The 19,211-nt window shown below is 58.7% G+C and carries 18 protein-coding genes and 5 tRNA genes; 6 read left to right on the top strand and 17 right to left on the bottom strand.

All coding sequences use genetic code 11. From position 1 onward, the window contains the following. Positions 1–40: 40 nt before the first annotated feature. Complete coding sequence (gene acs / locus Q0O99_RS07995) at positions 41–2,002, bottom strand: acetate--CoA ligase (RefSeq protein WP_293750240.1); 1,962 nt, start codon at positions 2,000–2,002, stop codon at positions 41–43. 177 nt (positions 2,003–2,179) lie between these two features. On the opposite strand from acs, the gene Q0O99_RS07990 reads away from it, so the two are divergent. Genes Q0O99_RS07990 through murI form a run of 3 tightly spaced genes read left to right on the top strand, consistent with a single transcriptional unit; the run spans position 2,180 to position 5,306 of the window. After that, the gene (locus tag Q0O99_RS07990) at positions 2,180–2,779 is read left to right on the top strand and encodes a TIGR00645 family protein (protein ID WP_293750238.1); all 600 of its coding nucleotides are present in this window, start codon (positions 2,180–2,182) and stop codon (positions 2,777–2,779) included. A gap of 46 nt (positions 2,780–2,825) precedes the next feature. Further along, positions 2,826–4,379: a fumarate hydratase gene (locus tag Q0O99_RS07985; RefSeq protein ID WP_293750236.1), complete on the top strand. Its 1,554-nt coding sequence runs from the start codon at positions 2,826–2,828 to the stop codon at positions 4,377–4,379. Positions 4,380–4,433: 54 nt separating this feature from the next. Continuing rightward, positions 4,434–5,306 (top strand): glutamate racemase, encoded by an 873-nt coding sequence (gene murI, locus Q0O99_RS07980; protein ID WP_293750234.1) that lies wholly within the window; start codon positions 4,434–4,436, stop codon positions 5,304–5,306. 118 nt (positions 5,307–5,424) lie between these two features. Here the strand turns inward: murI and Q0O99_RS07975 are convergent, their stop codons facing one another. The 6 genes from Q0O99_RS07975 to Q0O99_RS07950 form a co-directional block, all read right to left on the bottom strand. Beyond that, complete coding sequence (locus Q0O99_RS07975; RefSeq protein WP_293750233.1) at positions 5,425–6,726, bottom strand: MFS transporter; 1,302 nt, start codon at positions 6,724–6,726, stop codon at positions 5,425–5,427. Between the two features lie 12 nt (positions 6,727–6,738). Continuing rightward, positions 6,739–7,371, bottom strand: a complete 633-nt coding sequence (locus tag Q0O99_RS07970) for a DUF6806 family protein (RefSeq protein ID WP_293750232.1) — start codon at positions 7,369–7,371, stop codon at positions 6,739–6,741. A gap of 18 nt (positions 7,372–7,389) precedes the next feature. Continuing rightward, positions 7,390–7,482 (bottom strand) — tRNA-Leu (locus Q0O99_RS07965). A 40-nt stretch (positions 7,483–7,522) separates the two neighbouring features. Next, the gene (locus Q0O99_RS07960; protein WP_293750230.1) at positions 7,523–7,915 is read right to left on the bottom strand and encodes an MAPEG family protein; all 393 of its coding nucleotides are present in this window, start codon (positions 7,913–7,915) and stop codon (positions 7,523–7,525) included. Between the two features lie 115 nt (positions 7,916–8,030). Beyond that, a complete protein-coding gene (locus Q0O99_RS07955) occupies positions 8,031–8,201 on the bottom strand; it encodes a hypothetical protein (protein WP_293750228.1) in 171 nt (56 codons plus the stop codon). A gap of 172 nt (positions 8,202–8,373) precedes the next feature. After that, positions 8,374–9,006 carry a glutathione S-transferase N-terminal domain-containing protein gene (locus tag Q0O99_RS07950; RefSeq protein ID WP_293750226.1) on the bottom strand — a complete coding sequence of 211 codons (633 nt, stop codon included), beginning with the start codon at positions 9,004–9,006 and terminating at the stop codon, positions 8,374–8,376. Between the two features lie 265 nt (positions 9,007–9,271). Between Q0O99_RS07950 and Q0O99_RS07945 the strand changes: the two genes are divergently transcribed. The 3 genes from Q0O99_RS07945 (at position 9,272) to Q0O99_RS07935 (ending at position 11,285) form a co-directional block, all read left to right on the top strand. After that, the gene (locus Q0O99_RS07945) at positions 9,272–9,721 is read left to right on the top strand and encodes an FKBP-type peptidyl-prolyl cis-trans isomerase (protein ID WP_293750224.1); all 450 of its coding nucleotides are present in this window, start codon (positions 9,272–9,274) and stop codon (positions 9,719–9,721) included. A 45-nt stretch (positions 9,722–9,766) separates the two neighbouring features. Further along, entirely contained in the window at positions 9,767–10,945 is a 1,179-nt protein-coding gene (locus Q0O99_RS07940; RefSeq protein ID WP_293750222.1) for a pyridoxal phosphate-dependent aminotransferase, read from the top strand. Positions 10,946–11,006: 61 nt separating this feature from the next. Then, complete coding sequence (locus Q0O99_RS07935) at positions 11,007–11,285, top strand: AraC family transcriptional regulator (RefSeq protein ID WP_293750220.1); 279 nt, start codon at positions 11,007–11,009, stop codon at positions 11,283–11,285. A gap of 99 nt (positions 11,286–11,384) precedes the next feature. On the opposite strand, the gene Q0O99_RS07930 is transcribed toward Q0O99_RS07935, so the two are convergent. The 10 genes from Q0O99_RS07930 to Q0O99_RS07885 all read right to left on the bottom strand — a co-directional run bounded on the left by Q0O99_RS07930 (position 11,385) and on the right by Q0O99_RS07885 (position 19,120). Continuing rightward, entirely contained in the window at positions 11,385–11,657 is a 273-nt protein-coding gene (locus tag Q0O99_RS07930; protein WP_293750218.1) for a DUF1883 domain-containing protein, read from the bottom strand. Between the two features lie 451 nt (positions 11,658–12,108). After that, positions 12,109–12,294, bottom strand: a complete 186-nt coding sequence (locus tag Q0O99_RS07925; RefSeq protein ID WP_293750216.1) for a hypothetical protein — start codon at positions 12,292–12,294, stop codon at positions 12,109–12,111. 179 nt (positions 12,295–12,473) lie between these two features. Next, positions 12,474–12,547 (bottom strand) — tRNA-Cys (locus Q0O99_RS07920). 77 nt (positions 12,548–12,624) lie between these two features. Then, positions 12,625–12,700: transfer RNA gene (locus Q0O99_RS07915), tRNA-Gly, on the bottom strand. A 148-nt stretch (positions 12,701–12,848) separates the two neighbouring features. Further along, a tRNA-Gly gene (locus Q0O99_RS07910) sits at positions 12,849–12,924 on the bottom strand. A gap of 99 nt (positions 12,925–13,023) precedes the next feature. Beyond that, the gene (gene lon, locus Q0O99_RS07905; protein ID WP_293750214.1) at positions 13,024–15,447 is read right to left on the bottom strand and encodes an endopeptidase La; all 2,424 of its coding nucleotides are present in this window, start codon (positions 15,445–15,447) and stop codon (positions 13,024–13,026) included. Positions 15,448–15,547: 100 nt separating this feature from the next. Then, a complete protein-coding gene (gene clpX / locus Q0O99_RS07900) occupies positions 15,548–16,816 on the bottom strand; it encodes an ATP-dependent Clp protease ATP-binding subunit ClpX (RefSeq protein ID WP_293750212.1) in 1,269 nt (422 codons plus the stop codon). Positions 16,817–16,923: 107 nt separating this feature from the next. After that, positions 16,924–17,532, bottom strand: coding sequence for an ATP-dependent Clp endopeptidase proteolytic subunit ClpP (clpP, locus tag Q0O99_RS07895; protein ID WP_293750190.1), 609 nt, complete (start codon positions 17,530–17,532; stop codon positions 16,924–16,926). Positions 17,533–17,655: 123 nt separating this feature from the next. Beyond that, a complete protein-coding gene (gene tig, locus Q0O99_RS07890) occupies positions 17,656–18,969 on the bottom strand; it encodes a trigger factor (RefSeq protein ID WP_293750188.1) in 1,314 nt (437 codons plus the stop codon). 64 nt (positions 18,970–19,033) lie between these two features. After that, positions 19,034–19,120: transfer RNA gene (locus tag Q0O99_RS07885), tRNA-Leu, on the bottom strand. Positions 19,121–19,211: the final 91 nt, after the last annotated feature.

Below are 19,211 nucleotides of genomic sequence, written 5' to 3'. Positions count from 1 at the left end.
CCGTTTTGCATGGATGCCGGATCACGTCCGGCATGCGCCATCAATACGCCTGGCCCAACTGACCCAAGATGGCGGGGTTCTCAAGCGTGGAGATGTCTTGCGTGATCGCTTCGCCTTTGGCCAGCGAGCGCAGCAGGCGGCGCATGATCTTGCCGGAACGGGTCTTGGGCAAGTTTTCGCCAAAGCGGATGTCTTTGGGCTTGGCGATCGGGCCGATTTCCTTGGCGATGTGGTCGCGCAATTGCTTGGCAATCGCCTTGCCTTCTTCCCCGCTTGGCAGCGAGCGCTTGAGCACCACGAAGGCGCAAATGGCTTCACCGGTGGTGTCGTCGGGGCGCCCCACCACGGCGGCTTCGGCCACCAGTTCGGTGCAGCTGACCAAGGCCGATTCGATTTCCATCGTGCCCATGCGGTGACCCGACACGTTCAGCACGTCGTCGATGCGGCCGGTGATGGTGAAGTAACCGGTTTTCTCGTCACGGATCGCGCCGTCGCCCGCCAGGTAGTACTTGCCCTTGAAGTCTTCAGGGTAGTAGCTCTTCTTGAACCGCTCAGGGTCGCCCCAGATGTTGCGGATCATGGAAGGCCAGGGGCGCTTGACCACCAAAATGCCGCCTTGGCCATCGGGCATGTCTTTGCCGGTTTCGTCCACAATGGCCGCTTGGATGCCGGGGAAGGCCAGCGTGCAAGAGCCGGGCACCATGGGTGTGGCACCAGGCAGCGGCGTGATCATGTGGCCACCCGTCTCGGTTTGCCAGAAGGTGTCCACAATCGGGCAATTGCTGCCGCCCACATGCTTGTGGTACCACTCCCACGCAGCGGGGTTGATCGGCTCGCCGACCGAACCCAACAAGCGCAGGCTCGACAAGTTGTAGCTCTTGGGGTGCACGGCGTCGTTGGCTTCCGCGGCCTTGATGAGCGAGCGGATGGCGGTGGGCGCGGTGTAGAAGATCGAGACCTTATGGTCCTGGATCATCTTCCAAAAACGCCCAGCATCGGGGTAAGTGGGCACGCCCTCGAACACGATCTCAGTCCCACCCAAAGCCAGAGGGCCGTAGGTGATGTAAGTGTGGCCCGTGACCCAGCCGATGTCGGCGGTGCACCAGAACACGTCGTCGGCTTTCAAGTCGAAGGTCCATTGGGTGGTCAGGGCGGCGTGCAGCAAATAGCCGCCGGTGCTGTGCTGAACGCCTTTGGGTTTGCCGGTGGAGCCCGAGGTGTAGAGCAAGAACAGGGGGTGCTCGGCACCTACCCACTCGGGCTCGCAGGTGGTGGCTTGTTGGTCGGCCAGCTCGGCCAACCACAGGTCACGGTCTGCGGTCATGGCGATGTCGGCGCCCGAGCGCTTGACGACCAAGACATTCTGGATGGCGCCGCAACCGCCCAAGTTGATGGCGTCGTCCACGATGGATTTGAGGGGCAGCAACTTGCCACCGCGCACCTGGTTGTCGGCAGTGATCACGGCCACCGCACCGGTGTCTTCGATGCGGTCGCGCAGCGACTGGGCTGAAAAACCACCAAACACCACCGAGTGGGTCGCGCCGATGCGGGCGCAGGCCTGCATGGCCGCCACACCGTCGATCGACATCGAGATGTAGATGACCACGCGGTCACCCTTTTTGATGCCCAAGCTTTTGAGCGCGTTGGCGAATTGGCAGGTCTTGGCCAGCAGCTGGCTGTAGGTGACCCGGGTGACTTCGCCGCCGTCGGCTTCAAAAATGATGGCCGTCTTGTCGCCCAGGCCTTTTTCGACGTTGCGGTCCAGGCAGTTGTAGGACGCGTTCAGCGTGCCGTCTTCGAACCACTTGAAAAAGGGCGCATTCGATTCGTCGAGCACCTGGGTGAAGGGGGTCTTCCAAGTGATCAGCTCTTTGGCCAGACGGGCCCAATAGCCTTCGTAATCGGTTTCGGCTTCTTTGCAAAGCGCCTCATAAGCGGGCATGCCCGAAATATGGGCGTTTTTCACGAAATCGGCGCTGGGTTGGTAAAGGGTGGAACTCATCAGATTTGTCTCCTCAATGACATGGTCGTTTTTTAACTGATGCAAATGTCTGCTTTCGCTCTTACAAAGCACTGACTGACATCAGGCTTGCAGCCATCCGATATTAAATCGGACTTCTACCGCCTAAAATCAGTGTTCGCCCCAAGGCACTGCCTTTATGCAACTTTCAGGAAATCCATGTCCAACCAGCCGCCCGCCCCTCAAGGCAAATTGAGCCCCTTGAGCAACTTTATTTTTGCCAGCCGATGGCTGCAATTGCCTCTTTACTTGGGACTGATCGCCGCACAAGCGGTCTATGTGTTCCATTTTTGGGTGGAGTTGGTGCACCTGCTCGAAGCGGCGTTTGGCAGCCAAACCGCGCTGCAGGCGCTGGTCAGCAGCATTGGCTACAAAGCCGATGCGCCGCTCACGACCCTGAATGAGACCGTGATCATGCTGGTCGTGTTGGCTCTGATTGACGTGGTCATGATTTCGAACTTGCTGATCATGGTCATCGTGGGCGGTTATGAAACCTTTGTCTCGCGCCTGAACCTCGAAGGCCATCCGGACCAGCCCGAGTGGCTGAGTCACGTCAACGCCTCGGTGCTCAAAGTGAAACTGGGCACGGCCATCATCGGCATCAGCTCGATCCACCTGCTCAAAACCTTCATCAACGCGGCCAACTACGACGAAAAAGTGCTGATGTGGCAAACCATCATCCACATGGCATTCTTGTTCAGCGCCATCGCCATTGCCTACGCCGACCGCCTCATGTCGCACCACGAAAAGGCGCACTGAGCGCCCGATGACGACCTTTTTTTGATTTTCTCGAGATCAAACCCCCATGACCACCCTGATCAAACAAGCCGACCTGATTGAATCCGTCGCCGCCGCCCTGCAGTTCATCAGCTACTACCACCCAGCTGACTTCATCTCGCACCTGGCCAGCGCCTACGAGCGCGAACAAAGCCCGGCCGCCAAGGACGCCATTGCGCAAATCCTGACCAACAGCAAGATGAGCGCCATCGGGCACCGCCCGATTTGCCAGGACACCGGCATCGTCAACGTGTTCCTCGAAGTCGGCATGGACGTGAAGTTCGACGGCTTCACCGGCAGCCTGGAAGACGCTGTCAACGAAGGCGTGCGCCAAGGCTACAACTTTGCCGACAACATGCTGCGGGCCTCCGTCGTGTCGGACCCGCACTTCAACCGCAAAAACACCAAGGACAACACGCCCGCCGTGATCTTCACCAAGATCGTGCCCGGTCACCATGTGCATGTGACCGTGGCGGCCAAAGGCGGCGGCAGCGAGAACAAGTCCAAGCTGATCATGCTCAACCCCGGCGACAGCATCGTCGACTGGGTGCTCAAAACCGTGCCCACCATGGGCGCAGGCTGGTGCCCACCCGGCATGCTGGGCATCGGCATCGGCGGCACGGCCGAAAAAGCCGTGCTCTTGGCCAAAGAAAGCCTGATGGACGACCTGGACATGTACCAGCTGCTCGAAAAATCCAGCCAAGGCGAGAAGCTCGACCCAGTGGAAGACATGCGTTTGGAGCTGTACCACAAGGTCAACGCTCTGGGCATCGGCGCGCAGGGCCTGGGGGGCCTGACCACCGTGCTCGACATCAAAATCAAGCTGTACCCCACCCACGCAGCCAGCAAACCCGTGGCCATGATCCCCAACTGCGCCGCCACCCGCCACGCGCACTTTGTGCTTGATGGCTCGGGTCCAGCGTATTTGGAAGTGCCTTCGCTCGATTTGTGGCCCAACGTGGGCTGGACGGCCGACACCGAAAAAAGCCAGCGTGTGGACCTGAACCAGCTGACGCCCGAGCAGGTGGCAGCCTGGAAACCCGGCCAGACCCTGCTGCTCAACGGCAAAATGCTGACCGGCCGCGACGCTGCGCACAAGCGCATTCAGGACATGCTGGCCAAGGGCGAACCCTTGCCTGTGAGTTTCAAGAACCGCGTGATTTATTACGTGGGCCCGGTCGACCCCGTGGGCGACGAGGCCGTGGGCCCAGCCGGCCCCACCACCTCCACCCGCATGGACGGCTTCACCGAAATGATGCTGGGCCAAACCGGGCTGATCGCCATGATCGGCAAGGCCGAACGCGGCCCCGTCGCCATCGAAGCCATCAAAAAGCACAAATCGGCCTACCTGATGGCCGTGGGCGGAGCGGCCTACCTCGTGTCCAAGGCCATCAAGCATGCCCAAGTGGTGGGTTTTGCCGACATGGGCATGGAAGCCATCTACGAATTTGACGTCGTGGACATGCCTGTGACGGTGGCTGTGGACGCGGGCGGCACCAGCGCCCACATCACGGGACCTGCCGAGTGGCAAAAGCGCATTGCCACCGGCGAGTTCAAGGGCATTGGCGTGACCGCTGGCTGATGCACCCCAGCTCTACAAGGCCGCGCAAGCGGCCTTTTTCAGGCCCAACACCCCATGAGCACCGATCCAACACACCCCATTGGCGTGTTTGACAGCGGCATCGGCGGCCTGAGCGTGCTGCAGGCCCTGCAAAAAGAACTGCCGCTCGAGCGCTTTGTGTACCTGGCCGACAACGCGCACGCGCCTTACGGCGAAAAAAGCGAAACCTTCATCCGCCAGCGCACCCACGCGATTGCCGAGTACCTGCTGGCGCAGCACCACATCAAGGCCTTGGTCGTGGCCTGCAACACCGCCACCGCCGCCGCCATCCATGAGCTGCGCACGCAACACCCACAACTGCCGCTGGTCGGTGTAGAGCCCGCGCTCAAACCCGCCGTGGCCCTGAGCCAGACTGGCCAGATTGGCGTGATGGCCACCCGCGGCACCGTGGCCAGCGACAAGTTCGCGCGGCTGTTGGCCAGCGTGCAAAGCGAGGCGCATTTTGAGGTGCAAGCTTGCAACGGCCTGGCCTTGGCCATCGAACAAAGTACTCTGCCCGATGAGGCAGTGGCTGCGCAAGCGCAAATCATGCACTTGCTGCAGACCTACACCCAGGCCATGGGCAGCTTCGGCTGCGCCCCTGGCGACATCGACACCCTGGTGCTGGGCTGCACCCACTATGTGTTTGTCCAACAGCATTTGCGCCAGTTGCTGGGACCCGATGTGCAGTTGGTTTCAACGGGCGAACCGGTGGCGCGTCAAACACACCGCTTGCTGGCGGCGGCTCAGTTGCTGAACACGCAGGCTCCCCATGGGGCTGCGCAGCCCATGCGCTTGATGACCACAGGTGACTTGCAAGGCCTGCAAGCCGCCGCCCAGCGCTGGCTGGGCTTGCCTCCAGAGGTCTGCTGGGCCATTCCTGCCTTGTTAAGCAACCCAGCCCCATGATGTTCGCAGGTCGGCGCCTTTACGGTCCGACATTCATACTCTCGCGAAGCGACATTTCAAACGGCAACGGTGCATCACACAACTTGTCGGACCTCAAGGCACCGACCTACTGAAATGCTCAAGGATTCGATTGCGCCGCCAATCGGCCGCGTTCCACATTCACCGGCATCAGCAACACCAGCCCCAGCACGAAAAGTAACGAGGTCGATCCGATCGCCAGGCGCTGGTTGCCGTCGCTCATCCAGGTGATCAGGCCATAGGTCAGCGGCCCCAAAATGCTGGCCAGCCGAATGGCAAAGGTCCACAGGCCAAAAAACTCGCCCAAGCGATGGGGCGGCACCATCAGCCCCGCCATGGCGCGACCCGCAGACTGGCTCGATCCCATGCAAAAACCAGCGATCCCGGCCGCCCACCAGAACGTGGCCTTGTCGGTAGACAGCGCCGCGATGAAACAGGTGGCCACCCAGCCCAGCAGGGTCAGCGACAAGGCCAGCTTGTGACCCAAGCGGTCTTGCATGTGGCCAAAGAGCAAGGCCCCGACAAAAGCCGCGATGTTGAGCACAAAGATCAGCACCATGGTTTCTTGCGGCTGAAACCCGATGACCTGCTCGGCGTAAATGGCGGCCAGGGTGATGGCCACCGCCACGCCGCCCTGGTAGGCCACGGCGCAGGCCAGCAACTGGGTGAAATCGCGGTAAGGCAAAGCTTCACGCAGAGTTTGGCGCAAGCTTCGCAGGCTTTGTATGACCGACTGGATCGGCACTTCAGGACGGGCTGGCGAGTGCTCTCGCAATAATCTAAAAGTAATCAATGCCGCACCGCCGTAGATGGCCGCCGTGATCAGCATGGTGACCGGCACAAACTGCCCACCCGTCTCGCCACGCGCTTGGGCTGCCAGCACATAAGCCAGGCAAATGCCCAGCGTCAGCATGCCGCCGATGTAGCCCAAAGACCAGCCCCAACCGCTCACACGGCCCATGGCTTCAGGCTTGGCCAGTTCAGGCAAAAACGAAGCGGTCAGCGACTCGCCATAAGAAAAGAAGGTGTTGGACAGCACCAGGATGAACAAGCCCAGCGCCACCTGACCCGGCCCCACCAGCGCCAAGGCCGCTGTGCTGATCACACAGCCCGCTGTGACCCACATCATCATGCGTTTTTTGCCTGCCACCCGGTCGGCCCAAGCGCCCAACCCCGGCATGGTGAGCATCACAATCAGATAAGACACGCTCAAACCCGATGTCCAGGCCAAGGTGGCCCAGTCGGCCCCGTCGGCCACGCCGCCCACAAAATAGGCCGCAAACACCGCCGTGATGACCACCGTTGTATAGCCCGAATTGGCGAAGTCATACATGGCCCAGCCAAAAACTTCGCGCAAGCGCACGCCCGGGTTCAGCGCGGAACGAAGACGGTCAAGACTCATGGTGCGCCCCGATCAGTGCAAATGCCTTGGGCGGCGTCCACCGCCACTGCCGCCATGTCCGCTTGAACCTCCCGAGCCACGCGGCGGTTTGCCAAGCTCGAGAGAGCTGACCAGGCTGTCAAAGCGCTGGCTGAACAGCTTGTCAATCTCGGTCACCACGCCCGACAACTCGGCCCCGTCAAAGTGGCGCTCCATCATGTTGATCACATCGTGCACCAACAGGTCGCGCTGGGCCTGCATGATGGCGCCCGGATCAGGCCCCACAAACATCATCACGAAATCGTCTCGGGACTCACTCCCGTTGGCCTCGTCTTCGTCGTCAAATTCGGTGTCGTAAAAGGTCACCTCGATCTGGGTGCCCGCCGCCGACAAGTCGTTGAGGTTCATGCACAGATCGTCCATGACCATGCGGAAATTCTCGTCGCCGCGCACGGTCCAGCACAGGTTCAAGCGGTGGGTGGTGGCATCAAAATGGATGCCCGGCTCTTCTTCGTAAAGGCTCACAGCGCCTTCTTGCCAAGAACGCGCCCCTGCGTAATGCCAAAGGGGCTTGAGCGCTTCCTGTATCGCCTGGATGTCGGTGCCGGGTTTGATTGGCACATCACCATGCACGTGAATTTCGAGCGGTGCGTTGTCGTGGTTCATGATGGTGTTTTCCTCAATTGGTGCCCCGAACCGGAATCGAACCGGTACGCCCGCTATGAACGAAGCAACGGATTTTAAGTCCGGTGTGTCTACCAGTTTCACCACCGGGGCAGAGCGCTTATTGTGCCTTGATAACGCGGTGTTTTTGGCTTCAGTCGATCTGCAAATTCAGCATGGCCAGCGCGAACAGTGCCAACACCGTCAGGTAAGCCGCCGACCAGGCCATGGTGCGCCATTTGGCTTTGTTGGTCACGTAGAAAGACACGTAGGCCACCCTGGCCGCGATGAAGAACAGGGCCAGTGCGTCCACCGTGGCCGGATCGACCCCGGTCAGCAAGGCCAAGATGATGCCCACAGCAAAAAACGGGAATGCCTCAAAGCAGTTGGCCTGCGCGGCATTGGCCCGGGCCCGAAAACCGGTTTGACTGGCCAGCCAAGCGCGGGGGTCGCTGTTGTCATAGCCCTTAAAGCCCGACTTGGCGATGCCCGCACACACCACCGGCATGATGCCGGCCACCAGCACGGCGCCGTAAGAAATCAACATTGCGCTCTCCTTGATCAGCGGCCCAGCCAGTGCAGGTTCCGCATCAACCGAAAAAAAAGCCACTGAGTTCATCAGTGGCTCGGCACTGGCCCGGCAAACGCCGGGCGCACCGGGTTCAACCGCCCTTGGTGGAGCGCTTGCCGGGGTTTTTCTTGCTGCGTGTGGCCACACCGCGCTCCAGGCTCACACGCTGACCACGGCCGCCGGTGCGCAATGTCACGCCTGGCAATGCGGGAAGTGGGGGAGTGAATTTACGATCTGCTTCGGTGACGATTTTGTTGCCCATCTGTGGCTCCGGATAAAAAATGCAAAACGGTATTAAGCCACAAGATAGGCCCTGTTTCAGACAGCGGCCCCGCTTGGCGCAAGGATTTCGGGGGACGGAGGGGCGCTCATCCCTCCGCCCCTTGCCATTTTTGCGGGCCAGCGCACCGGCGGCGGCCTGTTTTGCAGCCGCATCACGCCCGGCGCAGCGCCACAGCAAAGCCTTGTTGCACCGCGGGCCGTGCCATCAAGGCCTGGTACCAACGCTGAACGTGGGGGAACTGCTGCAAATCCACTTGGTGGCGCGGGTGACGCCAGACCCAGCCCAGGATGGCAAAGTCTGCGATCGACAGCTCACCGGCAAAAAATTCGTGGGCCGCCAATCTGCGGTCCATCACGCCATACAGGCGCAAAGTCTCGGCCATGAAACGCTCAAAACCGTAACGTTTGTCGGCCTCGTTGCTCAAGGCTGCGTAATGGTGCACCTGACCCGGCGCGGGGCCAAAGCCACCCATCTGAAACATCAGCCACTCCAGTGCAGCCACCCGACCCGCGCCTTGAGCGGGTAAGAATTTTCCGGTTTTTTCGGCCAAATAAATCAAGATTGCACCAGACTCAAACACCGTTTGCGCCTGGCCATCGGGCCCTTCGGTGTCCACCAAAGCCGGGATCTTGTTGTTCGGGCTGATCTTCAAAAATGCCGGATCGAATTGCTCTTTTTGGGTGATGTCCACCACTCGCACGGCAAAGGGCAAACCCATCTCCTCAAGGGCCACGGTGATTTTGCGGGCGTTGGGGGTGTCAAAAGCCAAAAGCGTCAAAGCCATGTTGTGCATCTCCTGAGTTGAACTGGCAGTTTATGCAAAAAAACGCCTGGCGCAGGTCCATTCGGGGACCCTCGTTCATGTGAATGGCGACCACTGCGCGACTGCCTGGCGCCTTTCAGGGCATCCAGGACGTTTAGTTCGGGGCAACATGAACGCAGCGCCCGCATGGGGCAATGGGCCCAAGCCCAGACTTTCGGATAATGCAACAGCCCAACTTGTCTCCAAAGTGAAGCCCCCATTGCCTCATTTGCACAAAAATCACCCCATGAACACATTTTTAATACCCCGCGCAGCCGCCCTGTCCCTGGTCTTGTTGGCCTGCACGCCCACTTGGGCCCAAAACACGGTGACCGCCGCTGCGGCGCAAGAGCCTGGCGCGCAACTCACGGCCTCGGGCATGGTCTACCGATCACTGAAAGACGGCACGGGCGCCAGCCCCAAATCTTCAGACACCGTCAAAGTCCATTACCGAGGCACCTTGCCCGACGGCAAGGAGTTCGACAGCTCCTACAAACGCAACGAGGCCATCGAGTTTCCCCTGAGCCGCGTCATCGCCTGCTGGACAGAGGGCGTGCAGCTGATGAAAGTGGGCGGCAAAGCCAAGCTGACCTGCCCGCCAGCCACTGCTTATGGCGATCGCGGCGCGGGCAATGTGATCCCGCCCAAAGCCACCTTGTTGTTCGAGGTCGAGTTGCTGGCCATTAACGGTAAGTGAACGGCAAGTGACCGATTTCTCAAGCCTCCCAACACGGAACACCCCATGAAGCGCCAATCTGCCCGCATGGATGCGATGGACAGCCCCATCATTCCCACCATCGCCAAGCTGGTGCGCGATAACCCCGGCACCATCTCACTGGGCCAAGGCGTGGTGAACTACGGCCCCCCGGCGCGAGCCGTGGCCGAGCTGCCCGCGCTCATGGCCGATGGCCAGCTGAACAAATACCAGGCCGTGGGCGGCATCCCCTCTTTGGTGGACCGCTTTCGGCAAAAACTGGCCGACGAGAACCATGTCCATTGCGGCACCGAGTCGATCGTCATGGTCACGGCAGGCAGCAACATGGCGTTTCTCAACAGCGTGCTGGCGGTGGCCGACCCGGGCGACGAATTCATCTTGCCCATGCCGTTTTATTTCAACCAGGAAATGGCCATCCGCATGTGTGGCTGCGTCCCTGTGCCCGTGCCCACACACAGCGACTGGCGCCTCGATGTCGATGCCCTGGCCGCCGCCATCACGCCCCGCACCCGCGCCATCGTCACGGTCTCGCCCAACAACCCCACCGGCGCGGTGTACAGCGAAGAAAGCCTGCGCGCAGTGAACGCCTTGTGCGCCCGCTCAGGGCTTTACCACTTCAGCGACGAAGCCTACGAATACTTCACCTACGACGGTGCCCGGCACTTTTCTCCCGCGTCCATTCCTGGGGCCCAAGGCCACACCCTGTCGTTTTACTCCATGTCCAAAAACTTCGGCATGGCGAGCTGGCGAGTCGGCTATGTGGTGTTCCCGGCCGACCTGTTTGGGGCCATGAACAAGGTGCAAGACACCAACCTGATCTGCGCCCCGGTGGCCTCGCAATTGCTGGCGCTGCAAGCCCTGCAACTCGGCCGCGACTGGGTGCAACCCAAGGTACAAGCCCTGGCCCAGGTGCGTGCGCAGGTCAACCAGTCACTGCAAGGCCTGGGGGATCTGGTTGAATTTCCAAACACCCAAGGCGCTTTTTATGTGCTGATGAAGTTGCCTGGCGTGGCCGACCCGATGGCCTTCAACCGCGCCATGACCGAAAAGTACCGCGTGGCCACCCTGCCCGGCTTTGCTTTCGGCCTGAACGACACGGCCAGCGCCAACTACCAGCGCCTGTCTTATGGTGCGCTCGATGCAGCCACCGTGGCCGAAGGTGTAGCGCGCTATGTGGCCGCCGTCCAGGACTGGTATCAGGCCTGAGCCGCACGGCCTGCAGCGGTCCGAAGCACCCCACTTTTTTCATCCCTCACAGGAAACACCCATGACCACACCCACCTTCGAGAGTTTCACCGCCCAATCCCAAGATGAAGGTTTTGACGAAATCATCGTGCGGGAGTGGGACGCTGACCTGAAGCTCGAGACCCACACCCACCCTTTTGATGTCAGCGCCTATGTGGCGCGTGGTGAGTATTGGTTGACACTGGGCGCCGAAGTCAAGCACCTTCAGGCGGGTGATTTTTTCCGCCTGGCACGCGATGTCCCGCATGCTGAACTTTACGGCCCCGAAGGCGCCACCGTGTGGGTGGCCCGGGCCAACTGAGGCACGGACAAGGCCAGAACTTGGCTGACTCCTGGGGATCCCCACACCGGCGAACGATCCAGGCCCTGCACAGGGCAGATTGGCCGGCGCCAGCCCTGATCAGCCTTCTATGATTTTCACGGTGGCACCGAAGGACCCCGAGCTTTGCAAGCCTTGGGTGTCCACTGCAAGATGCCAATGGCCTAATGTGGGGATTTCAAGTCGCACAGTGGTTTGCCGCACCACACCCCCTGTGTAGATGTGTTTGACCCCTTTTTTGTAATTGGCAAAATTGAGATCGTCCATGAGCCGCACATTCGCAGGGTTCGTCAGGGTCACCACGACCGTTTCGCCAATTTTCCTGGGGCCTAAGTCTTTGTAAATGAATTGCATCGATCGGTGAATGGGCCTGATCCAAATTGATCACGCCACACAACATGGGCCACCCTTGCGGGCAGACGGAAAAAAGCAGACTGTTGGTGAGCAGCGCTCACAATCCCTGACAAGATTTTCATGCTTTTACTATTAATGATGAATATTATAGTTTATGAGTCACGAAATATCAACAAGTCGCCTGTCGGGCTTATTGTTGGATGTGCCCTGGGGCACCATTTTTACGATGGTTTTTGTGATGCGTTTTGTGGGTACCGCAAGGTCACCTTCAAACCACCCAAATCAACGGAATGACCCACTTGCACATCGATGCGCTGCAATACCGCAATGTGCCTCACGATGGACCAACCCAAGCCACTGCCAGAGGCCGACGTGTGTTGATTAGCCAGACAAACTGAGCCAGTTTTCAATGAAAGTCAACAAACTTGTGATGGCAAAATTGATTAGACCGTCAAGGCGTCATTGTGATTTTGCGAATGGTGCTATTTGATTGATCTGACACATAGATTTTTCCATTAGCGTCCACAGCAACGCCACGCGGGCTATTAAAACGTGCAGCAGCACCAGTGGCATCTGTTGAACCACGTTGACCCGCCGTTCTAGCAAGCGTTGAGACGGGTGATTGCCATGCGTACAAGACGGGGGATGAATGCTCAGATGTCAACTGGTCTCATCGGATTAAATGATCCGTTAATGCGCAGCATGGCTACGGATTTGCGTAGCAGAGGCCAGGATTTGGGGGGATTTTCAAGGAAATGCGGGCACAAAAAAGCCCACTAAAAGTGGGCTAAGTTGTTGATTTCATTTAGAAATATTTGGAGGCGCGACCCAGAGTCGAACTGGGCTCGACGGATTTGCAATCCGTTGCATAACCGCTTTGCTATCGCGCCAAAAACCTGGTCATGACAAAAATGGGAAGCTGGAGCTTCCCATTTTGGTGAAAAAACATGCCCGTTCTTTCAATGTCTGGAGCGGGAAACGAGATTCGAACTCGCGACCTCAACCTTGGCAAGGTTGCGCTCTACCAACTGAGCTATTCCCGCAATAAGAATTGAATTATACAACGACAAAATCCACTTTTGAAACCACGCGGACACGATGGTCTGAAAACTTGAAACACACCAAAACCAAAAAAGGGAAGCGATAGCTTCCCTTTTTGTTTGAAAGATGTTGGCACTTCTTTCGGCTATTTGGAGCGGGAAACGAGGCTCGAACTCGCGACCTCAACCTTGGCAAGGTTGCGCTCTACCAACTGAGCTATTCCCGCGTATTTTAGATAACCCAGCATTGTATGACATGTTTGCTGCATTTGCCAAATTGTAGTTCAATTTCAGGCCGACTTGGCGTCCGACCTGAAAATTTTGCGTCAATGCTTCACCGCATCGACTTTGACCGTCGAAGGTACGGCGGTCAAGGCTGCAGCGGCTACTTCTTCGTCGCTCAAGGGCGTGGGCTTGGCTTCCAAAGCCACTTCCAGCACCTGGTCGATCCACTTGACGGGCACGATTTCCAGACCATTTTTGACATTCTCAGGAATGTCCTGCAAGTCCTTGACGTTGTCTTCGGGGATCAACACGGTTTTGATGCCACCGCGCAATGCCGCCAGCAATTTTTCTTTCAGGCCACCAATGGCCGTGACTTCGCCGCGAAGCGTGATCTCACCGGTCATGGCCACATCGGCACGCACCGGAATGCCCGTCATGGCCGACACCATGGCCGTGGTCATGGCAGCGCCTGCACTCGGGCCATCTTTGGGCGTGGCGCCGTCAGGCACGTGGATGTGCAGGTCTTTCTTCTCAAAGACCTCGTCCTTGATGCCCAAAAGGCGCGAGCGGCTGCGCACCACGGTGCGGGCGGCCTCCACAGACTCTTTCATCACATCACCCAGCGAACCGGTGCGGGTGATCACGCCTTTGCCGGGCATCAGGGCTGCTTCAATGGTCAGCAAATCGCCGCCCACCTCGGTCCAGGCCAATCCGACGACCTGGCCCACCTGGTTTTTTTGCTCGGCACGGCCATAGGTGTACTTGCGCACCCCTAAAAAATCATTCAGGTTGTCTTCGTTGACGACCACCTGAGGCGTCATTTGCTTGAGCAGCAAGGCCTTGACCACCTTGCGGCAGATCTTGCCCAGCTCGCGCTCCAGCGACCGCACACCAGCTTCGCGGGTGTAGTAACGCACCACATCGCGCACGGCCTCTTCGGTCACCTGCAGCTCTGAGTCCTTCACGCCGTTGTTGGTCAATTGCTTGGGCAGCAAATACTTCATGGCGATGCTGGTTTTTTCGTCTTCGGTGTAACCCGACAAACGGATCACCTCCATCCGGTCGAGCAGGGCCGAAGGAATGTTCATCGAATTGGAGGTGGCCACGAACATCACATCACTCAGGTCAAAGTCGACCTCGACGTAATGGTCACCGAAAGTGTGGTTTTGCTCGGGGTCCAGCACCTCCAGCAAAGCACTCGACGGGTCACCCCGAAAATCCGTGCCCAGCTTGTCGATCTCATCGAGCAAGAACAGCGGGTTCCTGGCGCCCACCTTGCTCAGGTTTTGCAGCACCTTGCCGGGCAAGGCACCAATGTAGGTGCGGCGGTGACCGCGAATTTCGGCTTCGTCACGCATGCCGCCCAGCGCCATGCGTACGTATTTACGCCCCGTGGCCTTGGCAATGGATTGACCCAGCGAGGTCTTGCCCACGCCGGGTGGTCCCACCAGGCACAAGATAGGTGCTTTGACCTTGTCCACGCGCTGCTGCACCGCGAGGTATTCCAGGATGCGGTCTTTGACCTTGTCCAGGCCGAAGTGGTCCTGGTTGAGCACCTCTTCGGCGTTGGCCAGGTCGTGCTTGAGCTTGGTTTTTTTGCCCCAAGGCAAGCCAATGAGCACGTCCAGGTAGTTGCGCACCACCGAGGCTTCGGCCGACATGGGTGACATGAGTTTGAGTTTTTTCAGCTCTCCCTCAGCTTTTTTGCGGGCCTCGGCCGACATCTTGGCGGCCTTGATCTTCTTTTCGATTTCCTCGATGTCCGCGCCCTCTTCGCCATCGCCCAGCTCTTTCTGGATGGCCTTGACCTGCTCATTCAGGTAGAAGTCGCGCTGGTTCTTTTCCATCTGGCGTTTGACGCGGCCACGGATGCGCTTGTCCACATTCAGAATGTCCACCTCGTGCTCCAACTGAGCAAACAGGTTTTCCAAACGGGATTTGATGTTGGCCAAGTCGAGCACTTGTTGCTTGTTTTCCAACTTGAGCGGCAAGTGGGCTGCGATCGTGTCGGCCAGGCGTCCGGGATCATCGATGCTGGAAATCGAGGTCAGGATTTCCGGTGGAATTTTTTTGTTGAGTTTGACGTACTGGTCAAACTGCTGCATCACGGCGCGGCGAAGGGCCTCGATCTCGCTGCTGTCATCGGACTGCTCGGAAACCGGGTCCACCGGGGTGACGGCGGCCACAAAATGCGCCTCACCGTCCGCGATGGATTTGACCAAGGCGCGTTGCTGGCCTTCAACCAGCACCTTCACGGTGCCGTCAGGCAGTTTGAGCATCTGCAAAATGGTGGACACGCAACCCACGTCGAACATGTCTTCGACGCCCGGTTCGTCCTTGGCGGCCGTCTTTTGGGCCACCAGCATGATGCGGCGCTCGGCGACCATGGCCGACTCCAGCGCCTTGATGCTTTTGGGGCGCCCTACAAAGAGCGGAATCACCATGTGAGGAAACACGACCACGTCGCGCAGCGGCAACATGGGCAGTTCAATCAGAGTGGGCGGCAAAGGTGTGTGTCCAGACATGGTGTGTCCCTCGGGTCAATTCAACTGCACATGGTTGCCGAACCTGCGATTTCAACCCAGTCTTGAACAAGGGTATTCATGGCGGTGCGGCCTCTGTGGGTCAGGCCTGCTTGGCCGACTCGTGGTAAACCAGCAGCGGCGGCTTGTTGTCATCGATGACCGACTCGTCCACCACCACTTTTTCAACGTTCGACTGGTTGGGCAATTCAAACATGGTGTCAATCAGGGCTTGCTCCATGATGGAGCGCAGGCCTCGGGCACCGGTCTTGCGAGCCAGCGCCTTGCGGGCCATGGCCTTGAGGGCGTTGGGACGCACCTCCAGTTCGACACCTTCCATGGCCAGCAATTTGGTGAACTGTTTGACCACCGCGTTTTTTGGCTCGGTCAGAATTTGCACCAAGGCATCTTCGCTGAGCTCTGCCAAAGTGGCCACCACCGGCAGGCGGCCCACCAGCTCGGGGATCAAGCCAAACTTGATCAGGTCTTCCGGCTCGACTTCGTTGAAGACGTCGGTGAGCGAGCGCTGCTTTTTGCTCTTGACTGTTGCGCCAAAGCCAATGCCGCCGGATTCGGTGCGGTTCTCGATGACTTTTTCCAGACCCGCGAACGCACCGCCGCAAATGAACAGGATGTTGGTCGTGTCGATCTGCAAAAAGTCCTGGTTGGGGTGCTTGCGCCCGCCTTGCGGGGGGACACTGGCCATGGTGCCTTCGACCAATTTCAGCAAGGCTTGTTGCACGCCCTCGCCCGACACGTCACGGGTGATCGATGGGTTGTCTGACTTGCGGGTGATCTTGTCGATTTCGTCGATGTAGACGATGCCGCGCTGGGCACGTTCGACGTCGTAATTGCAGGTTTGCAAGAGCTTGGCGACGATGTTTTCAACGTCTTCCCCCACATAACCGGCTTCGGTCAAAGTGGTGGCGTCGGCCATGACAAAGGGCACGTCCAGCATGCGGGCCATGGTCTGGGCCAGCAAGGTCTTGCCCGAGCCTGTGGGGCCGATCAACAAGATGTTGCTCTTGGCCAGCTCAACTTCGTCTTTCTTGGCACTCTCTTTGTGTTTCAGTCGCTTGTAGTGGTTGTACACCGCCACCGCCAGGCTGCGTTTGGCTTTTTCCTGACCAATCACGTAGTTGTCGAGGTTGGTCTTGATGTCCAACGGGGTGGGCAAGCCCTCTTTGGTGCCCTCACCCACGGTGGTGGTGGAGGCCAGCTCATCGCGCACGATGTCGTTGCATAAATCAATGCATTCGTCACAAATAAAAACCGACGGACCTGCTATCAGCTTTTTAACCTCGTGCTGGCTTTTGCCGCAAAAGGAGCAGAACAGGTTTTTCTCAGTGCTTGAGCCTTTTTTATCGGCCATATGTGTCGCCTCGGAATCCGGAATTCATCAATGATAACGAAAGAAAAACGGCGTTCACCTTGAGAGGTCAACGCCGTCAGCCAGAGCGCCGGAAAGCCCGGCCGCCCTCAAGCGCGTTTGGAGATGACTTCGTCGATCAAACCGTAGTCTTTGGACTCGTCGGCCGACAGGTAATAGTCGCGCTCGGTGTCGAGTTCGATCTTGGACAGCGGCTGGCCGGTGTTCTCGGACAGGATGCGGTTCAGGTGGGCACGGGTTTTGACGATTTCGCGTGCAGCGATCTCGATCTCGGTGGCCTGACCCCGCGCACCGCCCAAAGGCTGGTGAATCATGATCTTGGAGTTGGGCAGCGAAAACCGCTTGCCCTTGGCCCCTGCAGACAACAGAAACGCGCCCATGCTGGCGGCCATGCCGTTGCACAGCGTGGAAACATCGGGCTTGATGAAGTTCATGGTGTCGTAGATCGCCATACCCGCACTCACCGAACCGCCGGGCGAGTTGATGTACAACGAAATGTCCTTTTCAGGGTTTTCACTCTCCAAAAACAGCAACTGGGCCACGATCACATTGGCCGTGTGGTCATTGACTTCGCCGACCAAAAAGATCACGCGCTCTTTGAGCAAACGCGAATAGATGTCGTAGGCGCGTTCGCCGCGGCCCGATTGCTCGATGACCATGGGGACCATGCCCAAGCTTGTGATGTCCAGTGTGCTCATCATTTCTCCAAAAATATGAATAGAACTTTAACCTGAGTGATCAAGCCCCCCAATGAGATGGGGCTTGTCAGCCGAACCACAAGTTCAGCGCAAGCCCCACGGTTCGAGGGGTTCAAAACCCCATCAGGCCTGCTGACCCATCAGTTCTTCAAACGAGATGGCTTTTTCAACCACTGTGGCTTGGCCCAAAACGAATTCGGACACATTGCTCTCGATCACCACGGCCTCGACTTCGGCCATGCGCTGGTTGTCGCTGTTGTACCAACGCACCACGTCGTCGGGCCGCTCATAGCTGGAAGCCAGCTCCAGGATGTGGGCCTGGATCTGCTCGGGCTTGGCGTGCAAGGTGTTGCCACGCACGACTTCGGCCACCACCAACCCCAAGCGCACGCGCTGCTCGGCTTGGGAACGGAAGATGTCGTCAGGGATGGGGGCCTTGTCGGCGTCCTTAATGCCGCGTTGCTTCAGGTCGGCACGGGCGCCATCTTTCAGTCGTTCGATTTCATTTTGCACGATGGCCTGGGGGAGGTCCAGCTCGGCCTTGGCCACCAAAGCCTCCATGGCAGCTTGTTTGTTGCGGGCCAGCAAGCGGAACTTCACTTCGCGCTCGAGATTTTTACGGATGTCCGTGCGCAGGCCGTCCACCGAAGCGTCGGCAATGCCCAAAGACTTGGCCAAGGCTTCGTTGACTTCGGGCAAATTGGCCGCTTCGATTTTCTTGACGGTGACCATGAAGTCGGCGGTTTTGCCGGCCACATCTTGGCCGTGGTAGTCGACAGGGAACGCCATCGGAAAAGTCTTGCTTTCGCCGGACTTCATGCCACGCACGGCGTCTTCAAATTCCTTGAGCATCTGACCGTCACCCAAAATGAACTGGAAGTCGTCAGCTTTGCCGCCGTTAAACACTTCGCCGTCGATCTTGCCTTCGAAGTCGATGGTCGCGCGATCGCCGTCCTGGGCCGTCGCCTCTTGAGGGCGCTGGGCGAAGGTGCGGCGCTGCTTGCGCAAGATGTCCACGGTCTTGTCGATGGCGGCGTCAGACACTTCGGCGGTCAACTTTTCGACTTGGGTGTCGGCCAGGTTGCCGAGTTTGACTTCGGGGTACACCTCGAAGATGGCTTCAAAGTGAAGCTCGCCCTCAGGCGCGCCTTCTTTTTCGGAAATACGGGGTTGACCGGCGACGCGCACTTGCGCTTCATTGGCGGCCACCGAGAAGGCCTCACCCACTTTGTCGTTCATCACTTCGTACTGAACCGAGTAACCATAGCGCTGGGCGACCACGTTCATAGGCACTTTGCCAGGACGAAAACCGTCCATTTTGACCGTGCGGGCCATTTTCTTCAGGCGTGCATCCACTTCGGACTGAATGGTCGTCACGGGCACAGTCAGGGTGATCTTGCGTTCCAGCTTCTCAAGGGTTTCAACAGTCACAGTCATTGTCGTTCTCGGTTAATTGAATGTCTCTCAGGCCGCCGGGTTACCCCTTTGTCCACAAGTCAGTTGGTGCGCGGGGCGGGACTCGAACCCGCACAGTGTTGCCACCGTCAGGACCTAAACCTGGTGCGTCTACCAATTTCGCCACCCGCGCAGGTCCAAACAAAAAGGGCGTCAGGCTCGCTGGACGGCCCGAAGGCCACCTGACGCACCTGACCGCCCGGTTGAAATCGGTCAACTTTATA

It is taken from the genome of Limnohabitans sp. Rim8, assembly GCF_945901735.1.
Taxonomy (GTDB): domain Bacteria; phylum Pseudomonadota; class Gammaproteobacteria; order Burkholderiales; family Burkholderiaceae_C; genus Limnohabitans_A.
Note: the sequence above shows the minus strand (reverse complement) of the source record. Positions and strands in the feature narration are given on the sequence as shown.